The following is a 14700-nucleotide window of genomic DNA, read 5'->3' as shown; positions in this document are numbered from 1 at the left end:
GGGAGACACGCCTATGGATGTGGAGGTTAAAAACAAGAAGAACCAGGTCCATTTAAAAGATGATGAGTTACGGAGTTTAATCCGACGCAGCCAGAGCGGGGACCAAGAAGCTAGGGACAAGATTGTAAATAGTAATCTAAGATTAGTTTGGTCGGTTGTGCAGCGATTTTTGAATCGAGGCTATGAGCCAGATGATTTATATCAAATCGGCTGTATTGGTCTTCTAAAATCTGTTGATAAGTTCGATCTATCGTTTGAAGTGAAATTTTCCACGTATGCGGTTCCGATGATTATTGGTGAAATCCAACGTTTCATTCGTGATGATGGGACCGTAAAAGTAAGTCGATCGTTGAAGGAAATGGCTCATAAAATCCGTCGTGCCAAAGAAGAACTATCGAAAATATATGGGCGAGTCCCAACATTAACGGAACTTGCCGAGCATTTGGAATTAACCCCTGAGGAAATCGTCCTTGCACAGGAAGCAAGCCGTAGTCCTTCATCAATCCATGAAACCGTATATGAAAATGATGGAGATCCAATCACCCTGCTTGACCAAATTGCAGATACCAATGAAACCAAATGGTTTGATAAGATCGCTTTAAAAGAAGCGATTCATGGACTGGACGAACGAGAGCGATTAATAGTCTATTTGCGCTATTATAAAGATCAAACTCAGTCAGAGGTGGCTGTTCGTTTAGGTATATCGCAAGTGCAAGTATCCCGTTTAGAAAAGAAAATTCTTCAACAAATGAAAGACCATATGAATCAATAATTCATATGGTCTTTTGCGTGTAAAAAAAGAAAAAATATAATAGTTAAGTTAGATGGTAATTTTTAGTCATCACGATTCTTTCGTATGCTCCTTTGATTTCCAATCCATACTACAAATATAAGGAAAATAACGTGCGGGGTGAGTGAAATGGAACTAATTTATGTACGAATGCGAAACCGCGTACAAGTCAAATTAAATCAGGAAGTGAAGGTTAAAGATGTAGTAAAAGTAATTGGTCCCAAAGATTTAGTAAGTAAGCTTGAGGACATTACGCTTTTGAAAGTAAAAAAAGAGGACAAAAATATCATCATTATTGATCTAGTTCAGGTTATCCAGGAAATGGGAAAAATGGATAGTGAGCTTGAAGTACAGACGTTTGGTCCTGCTCAAACAATCGTTGAAGTAGTCTATGAAAAAAGAAAATTCTCGTTTTTATTTTTCATCGGAGTATGGATACTTCTGTTTTTAGGAACAGGAATCACGATTATGAACTATCATGTCGACGTGAGTATGCAAGAAGTCCATCAAAAACTATTTAAGCTTATTACAGGCAGGGAAGACAAAAGCCCGTTGTTAATTCAAATTCCTTATAGTATTGGCTTGGGACTAGGGATGGTCCTGTTTTTTAATCACTTTTTTAAAAAACGATTCAACGAAGAACCGAGTCCACTTGAAGTGGAAATGTTCAATTACCAGCAAGATTTAGACCAATACGTGATTATGAATGAAAATAAGGAAAGCATCCGTCAAATCGATGACAGGTAATTTGATTTTGGTTGCCGTTCTTGGTTTTGCAGGCGGACTTTCTGTCGGTGCTGGATTCGTTGCATTCTTAACTGTTCTTGGACTGATCCCAAGGCTAACTCAGCTGACAAAAACGATGAAAATGATTCGCTATTACGAATGGGCTGTAGTATTTGGTGTACTTGCTGGAACTTGGCTTAGCCTACAAGGAACTATTTTGCATTGGAATCAATACGTATTGCCGATTATTGGAGTGGCAAACGGTGTATTCAACGGAATGCTAGCGGCTGCATTAACGGAAGTGCTAAATGTGTTTCCTATCCTATCCAAACGGATTGGAATCCAAGATAAAATGGTTTATTTAATCATGGCAGTTGTTTTCGGAAAGGTAATTGGATCATTGTTTCAATGGATCTATTTTGTAAACTTGTGAAGATTAACATGTGAAAATTTCTAATAACCGACAGATGGGAGTTCACTTTATATAGAAAGGATCCCTTGAATGGACAATAAACGAAAAGTAGTCCTCATAACTGATGGTGACGAATACGCAAGAAGGGTGGTTGAGATTGTAGCTAAGGAGATTGGAGGACGCTGTATTTCTATGTCTTGGGGCAACCCAACCACTCTTTCAGGCAAGACCATTGTTAGGTTAATTAAAAAGGCCCCCTATGACCCCGTATTAGTAATGTTTGATGATAGCGGGATTGTAGGAGAAGGTGCAGGAGAAACTGCTATGCGGTATGTAGCCAATCATGCGGATATTGAAGTATTAGGCATTATTGCTGTTGCTTCAAGAACGCGACATGCAGAGTGGACGAAAGTGGACGTCAGTATTGATCGTGACGGTAACTTAACAGGAAATGGTGTCGATAAGTATGGGGCGGAAGAATTTGAACCAGGAAAAATTACTGGAGATACCGTTTATTGTATTGATCAGTTACATGCACCAATTGTCGTAGGAATTGGCGATATTGGAAAAATGTCAAAAAAAGATGATTATGTAAAAGGAGCTCCCATTACCAAGCTTGCCATTGAACTTATTTTAGAAAGGAGCGGCTATAGTGACGAACAAAAAAGAGCACAAGATGCGACCGATTCCTGAAAGAGTGGAAGAAATAGAAGCCTTTATGAAGGAGAAGGTTGGCCTAGGAGAAAGTTTTGACTTAGGTGTTAGAAAACTAATTATTTTGAAAAAACAGGTCCATATCTATTATGTGAATGGATTGACCGACTCGGAATTTATAATCGAAATTTTGGACCAGCTCGTCGATCAAAATGATACTGAAAGACATACACAAAAGGTATTTGAAAAAGTCTATAATAGTATAGTTCACCCATCAGTCGAAGAAATTAAGACTCTTGATGAATTAGTCGATCAAGTACTTTCCGGTTTGATTGTTATAGTAGTGGATGGGACGCCAATTGGACTTGTTGTCGATGTTAGAAGTTATCCAGGAAGAACACCAATAGAACCGGATACAGAGAAAGTGGTTCGCGGTTCAAGAGATGGCTATGTGGAAAATATTATTATCAATACAGCACTGACCAGAAGGAGAATCCGTGATGAACGACTTCGATTCGAAATTATGAGGGTTGGAGAACGATCAAAAACGGATATTGCGATCGGATATATAAAAGGGCTCGCTGATCCTGACTTAATAGATATTATACGGAAAGAATTATCTAATATAAAAGTGGACGGATTGACAATGGCGGATAAAACGGTAGAGGAATTTCTCGTCAAACAAGGATATATTCCTTATCCGCTCATCCGGTATACGGAACGGGCAGATGTCGCATCCACTCATTTGATGGAAGGGCATGTCATCATTTTTGTAGATACTTCTCCAAGTGTCATCATTACTCCATCAACGATTTTTCATCATATGCAGCATGCGGAGGAGTATCGTCAGGCACCGGCTATTGGTACTCTTGAAAGGTGGGTTAGATTTTTAGGAGTTATTGCTTCTATTTTACTATTGCCGGTTTGGTTCTTATTTTGTGTGGAACCATCGTTATTGCCGGAACAACTAGCATTCGTAGGGCCTAACGAATCAACAAATATTCCAATAGTCTTGCAAATCTTTATAGCGGACATTGGAATTGAATTTTTGAGGATGGCGGCCATACATACGCCAACCCCACTCTCAACAGCAATGGGACTAATTGCAGCCGTTTTAATTGGCCAGATTGCTATCGATGTTGGATTTTTCGTACCAGAAGTCATTCTCTACGCATCAATTGCTACAGTAGGAACATTCGTGACACCTAGTTTGGAATTAGGAGTTGCGAATAAAGTCTCACGGTTAATTATTTTACTTATTGTTGCAATATTTAAGCTACCCGGCTTAATCATAGGCTTAACATTGTACATCATTTTGCTAGCTAGTATAAAAACCTTGAATACGCCATACTTATGGCCTCTTATCCCGTTTCGGCCAAAAGCACTATCGCATATTTTGTTAAGAAGACCTTATCCAGGTTCTAGAATTCGTCCGAGTATTGTACATCCTCAAGATCGATATCGTCAACCAAAATAAAGTGAAACAGCAGTCAGTTGGGGTCTTGCTGACTGTATTGTGAGATAAATGAAAAAACTAAGATTGCTCACTTTGATTGGTTGTCTAACCAACTGTTAGTTCTTATATGTGATACTGCGGTATTACACCTTTATCTATGTTAAAAAGCTAAAATGAGTAGTGCAGCTTCATTAAATAGTTTCACATAAGTGTTGCTGTTGTCGAAAAGTTGTGGTAATTTAACTTTATTCTAAAAATCAATAGCTAAAGCTTTGAATAGCTATTTGAAAGAAAAAGATTCCACAAAGAGTTTCTCCTAAAAGGGTCAGACCCCACATCACTTATATCGTTAATACAATTTGTACAAGATTAGTGGAGATCTCAGACCCTTTTGGTGGGGAAATTCTCTTACAAGAACTGCGGGAATTGGCTTCAAAGACAGGAAAGGGAGAGGCGTATATGCACTTTTATGGAACAGGAAAAGTAAATGATGCAAGACATCTTGAAATAGGCGGAGTAGATACTGTACAACTTGCAGCTGAATACGGAACACCTCTATACGTATATGATATCGAATTAATTAGAGAAAGAGCGAGAGGATTCAAACAAACATTCGAAAATCTGGGAATCTCTGCACAAGTAGCATATGCTAGCAAAGCGTTTTCTTCAATTGCCATGATTCAATTAGTGAAAGAAGAAGGACTTTCTCTTGATGTTGTTTCTGGTGGAGAACTTTATACAGCGTTAAAGGCTGAATTTCCTGTAGAACGAATTCATTTTCATGGCAATAACAAGAGCGAAGAAGAACTAATGATGGCACTAGAGCATAACATTGGATGTATCGTCGTAGATAATTTTTCCGAATTAGAATTATTAGAAGAGCTGTGTGTGTTTAAAGAACAGAAGGTAAATATCTTACTTAGAGTAACGCCTGGAATTGAAGCTCATACACATGACTATATCCTGACAGGGCAAGAAGATTCGAAATTTGGTTTCGATTTGCTAAATGGCCAAGCAGAGCAAGCGTTAAAGCAAGCTTTAAATTGTAAGTGGATGAATGTACAAGGACTTCATTGCCATATCGGTTCACAGATTTTTCAAACGACAGGTTTTGTCTTAGCTGCGAAAAAGATAATCGGACAATTAAAGAAATGGAATGAAGAATTCGGCTATCAACCTCCAGTGCTAAATTTAGGAGGAGGTTTTGGGATCCGCTACACTGAAGAAGATACTCCCATTCCTGCTTCACAATATGTAGAGGAAATTGTTCGTGAAGTTCAAAATGAACTTCAAGGAACAGACATTCCAATGCCTGAAATTTGGATTGAACCAGGGCGTTCCCTTGTAGGGGATGCGGGGATTACTTTATATAAAGTGGGCTCTGAAAAAGAAGTGCCACAAGTTCGTAAATACGTTGCGGTTGACGGTGGAATGAGTGATAATATTCGTCCAGCACTGTACGAAGCAAAGTATGAGGCTGTACTAGCGAATCGACCATTAGATGAAGTAGAAGAGACTGTTTCAATTGCCGGCAAGTGCTGCGAAAGCGGCGATATGCTTATTTGGGATTTGCCTTTGCCAAAGTCTGGCCGCGGTGATCTTCTAGCGGTATTTTGTACAGGAGCGTACGGGTATTCGATGGCTAATAACTATAACCGGATTCCACGTCCAGCAGTAGTCTTTGTGGAAAATGGTGAGGCGAAACAAGTGATTAAAAGAGAAACATATGAAGATTTAGTCCGTTTGGATTTAGAATTAAAAGAAATCGTCAAAACGAAATAAAGTGAAACTTCCATCAGTGGGGGTCTTGCTGCCCATTAAGTGTGGGATAAAAAACGAGGCTGTCTAAAAGGGGCTAACCTCACCCTCTATATACAGTTTAAGCGTAATGCTTAATTTGTATATAGAGGGTGAGGATTTGACCCTATGGTTTTAGGACAGCCTCGTTTTTTCACTATTAAGAGAAGAAGGATTTTATCGCATCAATTAAACTGCTAAAAAAGCTTTTAAGTTTATCGAGAAAAGATTGGCCTTCTTCTGATTGGAGAAAGGTAGACAATTTTTCTTTAGCTTCTGTCAATTGGTTACCAACAGCATTCCAGTCAATATTTAAATCTTTCAACTTATTAAACAAGTCGATGAGGCTTTGGATTTGTTGCTCGTTTAAGGTAATTCCCAGTTCTTTTGCCGCAGACTCAATGATTGTTCGAACGTCTGCTTCTGTTTTCGGAGGATCTATTGCCATTTTTTCTTTTATCTTTGTAATAAGGGCAGCGGCTTCCTCTGTACCGACCTGATCACCGAGTTGAGCGGTTTTCACCATCTCCTCATTTGCTGCTTGTTTTACTTCTTCAGGTATCGCTTTATCTGATGAAAGTTCATAGGCTTTAATTACACCAGTTAAAGCAGCCGTCCCTGAAACGGGAATCGGAGCTGTTACATGTACGGTAGCATCTTTGACACCAGCAGTAGCAAGTGCATTGGCATACATCTCTTCTGTAACCCAGTTAATATTTTTTGAATCTACTTTCAATCCTGTGCCTGCTTTTTCCAATGTAATGGAAGAAGAAGAGATTGCTTTCGTTCCGATTAATCGGCTTGCAATATAATTTCCTAAATAATCGTGTTCTTCCTTATTAGTAACTGTTAGAATTTCAGCGTCAGCTGGTGCACCCATTTCTGCAAGTAACATTTGTTTTTGTTCTGCTGTGAGATTTTCACCAAGTGTAATAATCATGTCGCCCACCGCAGCATCGGCAAATGCACGAATTGGTACGAACATACAGAGTATTAGGGCTAATAAACCCCATTTTATTATTCTTTTCATAGTATTTCCTCCTTCAATTAATAGACGAACGTTTTGAGAAAAATATTCATAGTATGAGAGGAACTATCACTCATTAGCTATAGAATGTTCAAGGGATGCTTGAAGTTTCACTTTATAGTATAAGCAGATTGTAGAAAAGTTTCAAAATAAAAGTGGTAAAGCATCTGATTTTATGGTAATAAATTGAAATAATATTGTCAGAAAGTAAAGAGTGTAGTAAAATGAAGGCATAAACAAATAAAGAACGGTTGTGCTATGCATAAAATAATACTTTTTGTACTAATGATTGCGGGTTGTGGGAGTTCGTAAATGAGAAATAATAATCTAACTCTAATCTTCATTTTGATTGCACTAGGGCTTATTTGGGGCATTGTTTACTGGATATGGATCGTATAAAGCTAAATGGTCCTCGATGGGTCAATCTATTTTTAGTAAAAGGAATTATGGCGGATGTTGAAACAAAAGAAGTTTTTATGTATGATAAATATCGGTTCAATTATTAAAATACAACGTTCTTTTAGTAACGAGGGATATTATGTTAATCAAATATAAAAAAGCATACGAGAAATTTGCTATGGGTCTATTGTCGTTTATGCCAGAGGAAAAGGATATTAAAAAATTGCAAACCACGATGAAAGAGTACGAAATCAATGATAATATGCAATTGTATCTTTGGAAGGACGAGGAAATCCTCGGTGTGATTGGAATCGACCTTTCACTTTCTGATGTAATTATCATTAGGCATATTTCTGTTAACCCTTCTTTTCGCCAGCAAGGCATTGGAAAGACTATGATAAAAGAAGTTCAAGAGCTTTTTCCTAATAAAGAAATTAGACCAAATGAAAATACCGTTTCTTTCTTTGAAAAATGCGATTTTATCAAAGAAGTTGAATAATAAGAAGAACGTAAAAGATTTACCATGTAAATATATAAATAATTTATAAACAGTGGGCGTCTCATAAATGTCTGACTTCGTATTCTAAATCAGTATGAAGAGTTTCTTACAAGTATCTTTAACTGTATTTAGCTGTTGCAGGATCTGACCTTAGGCGCCTCTTTTTCCCGCATTAACGGGCAGTAAGACCCCCACCTCAAGGATAAGAGGTGGGGGTCTTATTTGCCTTTTTGTTTCTAACCCTACTTAAGGTCATAAGCTGTAATACTCTGTGGCAAATTACGCCATAGAGTATTACAGCTTATGCTTGTCGGACTATCACAGGATGTGGGTGACATAGAGGTAAGACTAAAGGACGCGGTGCACTTTGTGATTCATTTAGATCCTTCGACAGTAGAAAGGGACAAATCAGTGGGGAATGGAAAAAAACCTACTAATTGAAGTTTCACTTTATTGTAATGTGATCATTGAAGATTAAAAAAATCAGTCACTTTTCGTTTTTCGCATTTGCAGCTGTTTATTACGTTCTGTAATGACCTCTGAACGATCACGTAGTGCATGTCTGTTAATCAAAAGAGAATCATTAAGATTGCTTTCCTTCATCCACTGATAGCCGGCTTCACGGCAACTAGTAAGGCAGTCTTCCGATAATTTTTCGTCGAAAATTGGCAAATTCACACTTTGATAAGGTTTTTCTAAAATCATTCTTTCAGTAAGATCATCGATGAGTTTCATTAAATCATTGTAATCTATTCCAAGCTGGCTGATCTGCGCGGGCTTCAGTTGAAGAATATTACCTGCTTTTCGAATGGACTTTCTAGCACCAATAAGATTTCCCCGACGGTAATGATAAAGAGCTACAGCTAGTTGGATAAATCCGACCCAATAGGAGTCTCTTTCACGAGGTGAGACCTCTTTCCAATATTCTTCTAAAATTTCATGGCATTCGAAATAATCTCTGCTAGCATGAAAATGAACTAAATATGACACATACTCTTTTGGGTAGCCCAATTTGTTCACTCCTTGTTTATTCAATTGTTACCGTCATTGTAGCATAAGCTGGATTTAGAAGTGCATAAAGCTTTAGTAGGGGAAAAGTACAAGGAATAGTTTATAGGAGTGCTCTTTATGTCATAAAACATATTAATTAAAAGGCCCTTTTCGTAAAGATTGTTGTTATCAGCAAGTAACAAATTCGAGGAGATATGGATTGTAGTGGGAGGTACTTATCCCAGGAGAGTAGTGTACATATAATTTAAAAGCAACAAAGTATGTGAAAACAGCCAATTAAAAAGAGGATTTGACTCTTTCGTCAAATCCCTCTTTGTATAAGTTTAATTATATAAACGAGGAAAACCAATTCGAGTTGTTCAATTATTTTGTTTAGTGGCTAAATTAGAGCCTCCTAGTCGCCTTTTTAACAAGGCTTATGAGCTAAAAATTAAAACCAAGATGCACCTACAATAATTAACAAAATGAATAATACGACAATCAAAGCGAAACCTCCGCCGAAACCAAATCCTCCATCGCCCAAGTTAGTACCTCCTTTAATTCTAATTTCTTTACAGTGTCAGAGTATGCACTTTTGAAGAAAAGTGTTTGGGCAGAAACCTAATTTAGAAAAATGTTCCTAGAAAAAATGGCTTCTTTATTTTATGTACTATTGGATAACAGCTGAAAAATCCACTATACTATAGTGTGGCGTATTTTAGAAAAAGGTAGAAATAACGAATGAAGTTCGGCTTGCCTTAGGATTTGTAACCGAAAACGATGTAATGGGGTTTTGAAATGGCTTATAATATTAAAATTGATGCTTTTGAAGGGCCGATGGATTTATTGCTTCATTTAATCAATCGGCTCGAAATAGATATTTATGACATTCCAATGGCTGAGATAACAGAACAGTATCTTAGTTATATTCATACAATGAAGCATCTAGAATTAGATGTGGCCAGTGAATATTTAGTAATGGCTGCCTCGCTACTTGCCATTAAAAGCAAGATGTTAGTACCAAAACATGAAGAGGAACGTTTATACGATGAAGAAGGCATGGAATATGAAGAAGATCCTCGTGATGAGCTCGTAGAGAAACTGATTGAATATAAGAAATATAAACTAGCAGCCAATGAATTAAAGATGCTTGAAGAGGATAGAAGTTTAATGTTCATGAAGCCGCCAAGTGACTTGGGGGAATTTGTAAAAGAAGCAGAAATGGATCATCAAGATCTCAATGTAAGCTTATATGATATGCTCGGCGCTCTACAAAAATTGCTTCGCAGGAAAAAGCTCCAGAAGCCGATGTTTACAAAAGTAACGAAACAGGAAATATCTATCGAAAAACGGATGAATCAAATCATGGCTGACTTACAAGCAATTCGGGGAAGAAAAAGCTTTTTTGAATTATTCCCAGAGCCTGAGAAAGAGCATATTGTCGTTACTTTTTTAGCAATATTAGAGTTAGTGAAGCTAAATGAAATCTTTCTCGAACAAGAGCATAACTTCGCAGAAATATTTGTTGCAACTAAGGAAGGTGTAAGAGCAGTTGGAAGTGATTAATTGGAAAGGTATCGTTGAAGCATTGTTGTTTGCAGCTGGAGATGAAGGATTATCTCTAAAGCAATTAACTTCAGTACTAGAAATGGCTGAACTTCAGACAAAAGAAGTTCTTCAAGATCTTAATGAATACTATGAAGAAAGTGATAGAGGTTTGCAACTAGTTGAAATGGCGGGCGTTTATCAATTAGCGACTAAAAAGGAACATTCGGATTATATTAAAAAGCTTGTAGAATCACCTGCATCGGGCGGATTGTCTCAAGCTTCTCTAGAGACACTGGCCATCGTTGCATACAAACAGCCAATAACGAGGTCTGAGATTGATGAAGTCAGAGGCGTGAAAACAGAAAGGCCTTTGCAGACGCTTATTTCTAAAGCGTTAATTAAAGAAGTAGGTAGAGCGGATGGAGCGGGAAGAGCTTATTTATACGGCACAACGAAAGAGTTTCTCGATTATTTTGGATTGAAAACACTTGAGGAATTACCCGCGCTCGAAGGCTCATCCGAGGAAAACTTTGAACAGGGTGAAGCGGATCTGTTTTTTGAAAAATTCCAGGAAACACTTGACTGACAATATTATCGTAATTGTGATAATATACTAATAATAAATCTATCCAGCCCATAATACGTTTTTAGAATCGAAAACGGATTGGCGGATAAAATTCATTAGGGGGGTTCGCTGTGGAAAGTTCAACGGTTCAGTCTCAGTTAGTTGATGTACAAAACTTTTTAGAGAATACGGTAAGTACGCTTGAGGTATTTCTAAATGAAACGACAATGCATGAGTTGACGCAAGAAAAACAAGGCGATGAAACGTATTATAAAGGTCTTTTATCAACCATTCGCCGTTTGTTGGTAAACAGTGAATATTGTTTGGAAGAGTGTCAGATCATTTTGCAGAAAAACAATTTTAATAAAGAGATAGCTGAGAAAACTTTATATCGAATATTTCATGGGTGTATAGAAGAATTTTTTACTCCCAGATCAGATGTTTGGTATGAAGATAGCCGATCTGCTTATACCGGTGCACATGCGATTAGATTCCAAAAGGATGCCCCTGATAGTGTAGACCGCTTATTGAAAAGTCTAGAAGGCAATTTTCAAAGAATGCGTGAAGAACTAGATTATTATGAAAATGATTATCGTACGAAAATGATGCAGTCTAATTAAATGTAACCAAAAGCTGGTTTGCGAAAAGATCCTTTCGTAAACCAGCTTTTTGATTACCCAAAATATCCTCATATCATGCTAAATTTTTCATAGGATAGTTCAGAATGGGCAAAAAAAGAAGATTTAGTGATATTGGGGGAGAAAGAAAATGATAAATAAACAATATGTAGAAGACGTTATAGAATGGCTTCAGGGAGTAAGGAGTTTTCTTGACAAAAGATCGGATGATTCAAGTGATCTACATGATGAAATCGATCAACTATTAGAGTGTACATCGGAAATAAGTGAAGATGAGCTATCTGCTTCTGAAATCGAACAGCTTCAGCAACGTATCCATATCCTCCATCATAACGTAACCAAACTCTCGCAAAAGCAGCCACAAGATCTAAATGTAAACAAATCCGTGCCGATCGGAAAACATACGCTTCCGCCGCTCCCTTACCCCTATAATGCATTAGAACCAGTTATTTCAGAAGAAATTATGAAATTACATCATGATAAACACCACCAAACATATGTAGATGGGCTTAATAAAGCTGAACGAATGATGCAAAAAGCTCGTGAAACTAATGATTTTTCCTTAATTAAGCATTGGGAAAGAGAAGCTGCTTTTCATGGATCAGGACATTACTTACACACATTGTTTTGGGAAAACATGGATCCAAGAGGCGGTGAAAAACCAAAAGGGAGTTTGTTAAAGCAAATCGATCATGACTTTGGTAGTTTTGAAGCTTTTAAGAAACATTTTAGTGAAGCGGCAAAAGCGGTTGAGGGGATCGGTTGGGCAATACTTGTTTGGGCACCTAGAGCGAAGAAATTAGAAATACTTCAGTCGGAACGACATATGATTTTAACCCAATGGGATACGATTCCCTTACTTGTTTTAGATGTTTGGGAACATGCCTATTATTTGCAATATAAAACAGATCGAGCAGCCTATGTAGATAACTGGTGGGAAATCGTGAACTGGCCTGAGGTACAATATAGATTTGACAAAGCAAGTCAGCTTACATGGAAAACTCAATAAAGGCTTTTTTTACACATTCAAACTCATGATGTAGTTTGAAATTAGAATATTATAAAAGAGTCCATGCGCGTCTGCGCCAAAGAAAAAAATCAAAATGGCTTGGATATTGACAATTTCAGAGTACTAAACACCGCTTCTTTACATCAAATAAAACGAAATACAAAAAGGTGCAGGCCTCGCACTCTATATCCTCTTTTAAGTGTTCTTAAAACGATATTTAGTAGATATGAGAGTCTGCACTGCATATTTACTGAAGCTTTGTTGTCAGTGATTATCCTAGACCAGTAGATCATCGCTAGTTTGTAAAACAACTAAGCGCTATCCGCATTATAGCGTGAAAAGAATTCACAAGTTTGTAGTCGAACGCTGGTGGCAGCTTTTCTTATCATATCCCTTTACTTTATGCATAAACTTGTACAAAACCATAAAGGGACGAGGGGACTGCATGCGTTTTCGATATCGAGTTTTGCCATGCATCTGCATGGTGATGATCGCTTTTACATTCTTTCCAGGCCAAGCTAAAGCTACCCTTCCTGTAAGCGCCCATAGTGCGATATTAATGGATCAGGAAAGCGGACGAGTCATTTATGAGGAGAATGCACATGAAAAGAGCCGTATTGCTAGCATAACCAAAATCATGACAGCAATCTTAGCAATAGAATCCGGTAAATTAGATCATACAGTAACAATTAGCCAAAATGCCGTTGGAACGGAGGGTTCTTCTCTTTATTTAAAAAAAGGAGAAAAAATTACGTTGGAGAACTTAGTTTATGGCTTAATGCTACGTTCCGGAAATGATGCAGCTGTAGCCATCGCTGAAGAGGTAGGCGGCAGTTTTGATGGATTTGTCTGGATGATGAACCAAAAGGCAGAGGAAATCGGCATGACAAATAGTCATTTTTCAAACCCACATGGACTCGACAACACGGAAAACCATTACTCGACAGCCTATGATATGGCGCTATTAACACAATATGCCATGAAAAACGAGACATACAGGGTGATTTCAGGCACGAAAAAGCATCGAGCTTCGAATTCAGAAGAAGACTGGGACTATGTGTGGAAAAATAAAAATCGTTTGCTTACTGGGTTATATGAATACACAACAGGTGGCAAGACAGGCTTTACAAAGCTAGCAAGACGGACACTTGTTACAACAGCAACTAAAAATGACTTAAATTTGATTGCGGTCACACTTGATGGTCCGGATGACTGGAACGATCATATTTACATGTATGAACACGCTTTTTCGGAATATAAACCAATTAAGCTGTTAAAAGCAGGACCTGTTAAGGATGTAGGTATTAAGCAATATAAAGGGAAAATCTACCTGAAGCATGATTTTACGTATCCGCTTTTGGATGAGGAAGAGGAGAACGTAGAAGTGAAAATCAAACTACTCAAGCCGAAGGGCGAGTGGAGAGAAAAAAAGAGCATTCCAGATATTGTTGGAAAAGCAGAAATATTTTATGAAGAGAAGTTAATTGGTACTCGAACAATTTTTTTTGGTGAATCTAAAGAAACGTTTAGTGATCAAAACTGGCGTAGGGTTTGGAAGGATCTCATTCAGTCTTTTGCAGGGACCGGTCGTCATGATTAATTATATATGGGTTGGGATGACTTTGATCGGTGTCATATTTGCCATGGTAAATGGAACAATGGACGCTGTTAATGAAGCATTGTTTAAAGGGGCGAAAGAAGGAGTTACCCTGTCTTTAGGTTTAATGAGTATCCTTGTATTTTGGCTGGGCTTAATGAAGATTGCACAGGATTCTGGTTTGTTGGACAAATTATCTGCACTATTTCGTCCAATTATCAAAAAGTTATTTCCGGAAGTACCAGCAAATCATCCTGCGATGGGTTATATCTTATCCAATATGATGGCTAATTTCTTCGGTTTGGGCAATGCTGCGACTCCGCTCGGAATCAAGGCGATGGAGCAATTAAAAAACTTAAATGGCGACAAGAACACAGCGAGTAGATCGATGATAACGTTTCTTGCTATTAATACGTCAAGTATTACCCTCGTTCCGACGACCGTTATCGCAATACGTATGACGTATAACTCAGCCTCACCAACTGACATTGTTTTTCCTACTATTATTGCAACGGCGATCTCTGCTGTAGGGGCCATATTAATTGACCGTTACTTTTATAGAAAACGTGTCCGTAACGGGAGGAGGTAGTTAA

16 protein-coding genes are annotated in these 14700 nt (G+C 37.9%); 13 read left to right on the top strand and 3 right to left on the bottom strand.

Annotated features, from left to right (window positions below; all coding sequences use genetic code 11):
• The first annotated feature begins 13 nt into the window (after positions 1-13).
• The 6 genes from sigF to lysA all read left to right on the top strand — a co-directional run bounded on the left by sigF (position 14) and on the right by lysA (position 5820).
• The gene (sigF, locus tag V179_RS0111680; RefSeq protein ID WP_028391609.1) at positions 14-772 is read left to right on the top strand and encodes an RNA polymerase sporulation sigma factor SigF; all 759 of its coding nucleotides are present in this window, start codon (positions 14-16) and stop codon (positions 770-772) included.
• A 147-nt stretch (positions 773-919) separates the two neighbouring features.
• Entirely contained in the window at positions 920-1537 is a 618-nt protein-coding gene (locus V179_RS0111675) for a stage V sporulation protein AA (protein WP_028391608.1), read from the top strand.
• Complete coding sequence (locus V179_RS0111670) at positions 1527-1949, top strand: stage V sporulation protein AB (RefSeq protein WP_028391607.1); 423 nt, start codon at positions 1527-1529, stop codon at positions 1947-1949. Before V179_RS0111675 ends, V179_RS0111670 begins: the two co-directional genes overlap by 11 nt.
• A gap of 69 nt (positions 1950-2018) precedes the next feature.
• Positions 2019-2621 carry a stage V sporulation protein AE gene (locus V179_RS0111665; RefSeq protein WP_028391606.1) on the top strand — a complete coding sequence of 201 codons (603 nt, stop codon included), beginning with the start codon at positions 2019-2021 and terminating at the stop codon, positions 2619-2621.
• Positions 2581-4059 carry a spore germination protein gene (locus V179_RS0111660; protein WP_028391605.1) on the top strand — a complete coding sequence of 493 codons (1479 nt, stop codon included), beginning with the start codon at positions 2581-2583 and terminating at the stop codon, positions 4057-4059. Before V179_RS0111665 ends, V179_RS0111660 begins: the two co-directional genes overlap by 41 nt.
• 438 nt (positions 4060-4497) lie before the next feature.
• Complete coding sequence (gene lysA, locus V179_RS0111655; protein WP_028391604.1) at positions 4498-5820, top strand: diaminopimelate decarboxylase; 1323 nt, start codon at positions 4498-4500, stop codon at positions 5818-5820.
• A gap of 175 nt (positions 5821-5995) precedes the next feature.
• On the opposite strand, the gene V179_RS0111650 is transcribed toward lysA, so the two are convergent.
• Entirely contained in the window at positions 5996-6865 is an 870-nt protein-coding gene (locus V179_RS0111650; RefSeq protein ID WP_028391603.1) for a DUF1002 domain-containing protein, read from the bottom strand.
• Positions 6866-7400: 535 nt separating this feature from the next.
• Here V179_RS0111650 and V179_RS0111645 point away from each other — a divergent pair.
• Positions 7401-7760, top strand: coding sequence for a GNAT family N-acetyltransferase (locus tag V179_RS0111645; protein ID WP_028391602.1), 360 nt, complete (start codon positions 7401-7403; stop codon positions 7758-7760).
• Between the two features lie 483 nt (positions 7761-8243).
• Here the strand turns inward: V179_RS0111645 and V179_RS0111635 are convergent, their stop codons facing one another.
• Positions 8244-8771: a DUF309 domain-containing protein gene (locus tag V179_RS0111635; RefSeq protein WP_028391601.1), complete on the bottom strand. Its 528-nt coding sequence runs from the start codon at positions 8769-8771 to the stop codon at positions 8244-8246.
• Between the two features lie 430 nt (positions 8772-9201).
• Positions 9202-9294 carry a YjcZ family sporulation protein gene (locus V179_RS30035; protein ID WP_084552323.1) on the bottom strand — a complete coding sequence of 31 codons (93 nt, stop codon included), beginning with the start codon at positions 9292-9294 and terminating at the stop codon, positions 9202-9204.
• 254 nt (positions 9295-9548) lie between these two features.
• On the opposite strand from V179_RS30035, the gene V179_RS0111625 reads away from it, so the two are divergent.
• From V179_RS0111625 to V179_RS0111600, 6 genes are all read left to right on the top strand, one after another.
• Positions 9549-10316 carry a segregation/condensation protein A gene (locus V179_RS0111625; protein ID WP_028391600.1) on the top strand — a complete coding sequence of 256 codons (768 nt, stop codon included), beginning with the start codon at positions 9549-9551 and terminating at the stop codon, positions 10314-10316.
• Positions 10303-10884 carry an SMC-Scp complex subunit ScpB gene (gene scpB / locus V179_RS0111620; RefSeq protein WP_028391599.1) on the top strand — a complete coding sequence of 194 codons (582 nt, stop codon included), beginning with the start codon at positions 10303-10305 and terminating at the stop codon, positions 10882-10884. The genes V179_RS0111625 and scpB overlap by 14 nt, the downstream gene beginning before the upstream one ends.
• Positions 10885-10994: 110 nt before the next feature.
• Positions 10995-11483: a DUF3907 family protein gene (locus tag V179_RS0111615; protein ID WP_028391598.1), complete on the top strand. Its 489-nt coding sequence runs from the start codon at positions 10995-10997 to the stop codon at positions 11481-11483.
• 148 nt (positions 11484-11631) lie between these two features.
• Positions 11632-12510, top strand: coding sequence for a superoxide dismutase (locus V179_RS0111610; RefSeq protein ID WP_034301068.1), 879 nt, complete (start codon positions 11632-11634; stop codon positions 12508-12510).
• 445 nt (positions 12511-12955) lie between these two features.
• Entirely contained in the window at positions 12956-14110 is a 1155-nt protein-coding gene (locus tag V179_RS0111605; protein WP_028391596.1) for a serine hydrolase, read from the top strand.
• Positions 14103-14696, top strand: coding sequence for a nucleoside recognition domain-containing protein (locus V179_RS0111600; RefSeq protein ID WP_028391595.1), 594 nt, complete (start codon positions 14103-14105; stop codon positions 14694-14696). Before V179_RS0111605 ends, V179_RS0111600 begins: the two co-directional genes overlap by 8 nt.
• Positions 14697-14700: the final 4 nt, after the last annotated feature.

This window comes from Bacillus cihuensis, from assembly GCF_000504145.1.
Taxonomy (GTDB): domain Bacteria; phylum Bacillota; class Bacilli; order Bacillales; family DSM-1321; genus Peribacillus; species Peribacillus huizhouensis.
The sequence above is the reverse complement of the archived record's forward strand: the minus strand, read 5'-3'. Positions and strand labels throughout refer to the sequence as shown.

Excerpts from the sequence above, each read along its gene's own strand:
- lysA (WP_028391604.1), top strand. The coding sequence starts at position 4,498 with ATGCACTTTTATGGAACAGGAAAAGTAAATGATGCAAGACATCTTGAA.
- V179_RS0111610 (WP_034301068.1), top strand. The coding sequence starts at position 11,632 with ATGATAAATAAACAATATGTAGAAGACGTTATAGAATGGCTTCAGGGA.
- V179_RS0111645 (WP_028391602.1), top strand. The coding sequence starts at position 7,401 with ATGTTAATCAAATATAAAAAAGCATACGAGAAATTTGCTATGGGTCTA.
- V179_RS0111605 (WP_028391596.1), top strand. The coding sequence starts at position 12,956 with ATGCGTTTTCGATATCGAGTTTTGCCATGCATCTGCATGGTGATGATC.
- V179_RS0111625 (WP_028391600.1), top strand. The coding sequence starts at position 9,549 with ATGGCTTATAATATTAAAATTGATGCTTTTGAAGGGCCGATGGATTTA.
- V179_RS0111670 (WP_028391607.1), top strand. The coding sequence starts at position 1,527 with ATGACAGGTAATTTGATTTTGGTTGCCGTTCTTGGTTTTGCAGGCGGA.
- V179_RS0111600 (WP_028391595.1), top strand. The coding sequence starts at position 14,103 with ATGATTAATTATATATGGGTTGGGATGACTTTGATCGGTGTCATATTT.
- V179_RS0111675 (WP_028391608.1), top strand. The coding sequence starts at position 920 with ATGGAACTAATTTATGTACGAATGCGAAACCGCGTACAAGTCAAATTA.
- V179_RS0111650 (WP_028391603.1), bottom strand. The coding sequence starts at position 6,865 with ATGAAAAGAATAATAAAATGGGGTTTATTAGCCCTAATACTCTGTATG.
- V179_RS0111665 (WP_028391606.1), top strand. The coding sequence starts at position 2,019 with ATGGACAATAAACGAAAAGTAGTCCTCATAACTGATGGTGACGAATAC.
- sigF (WP_028391609.1), top strand. The coding sequence starts at position 14 with ATGGATGTGGAGGTTAAAAACAAGAAGAACCAGGTCCATTTAAAAGAT.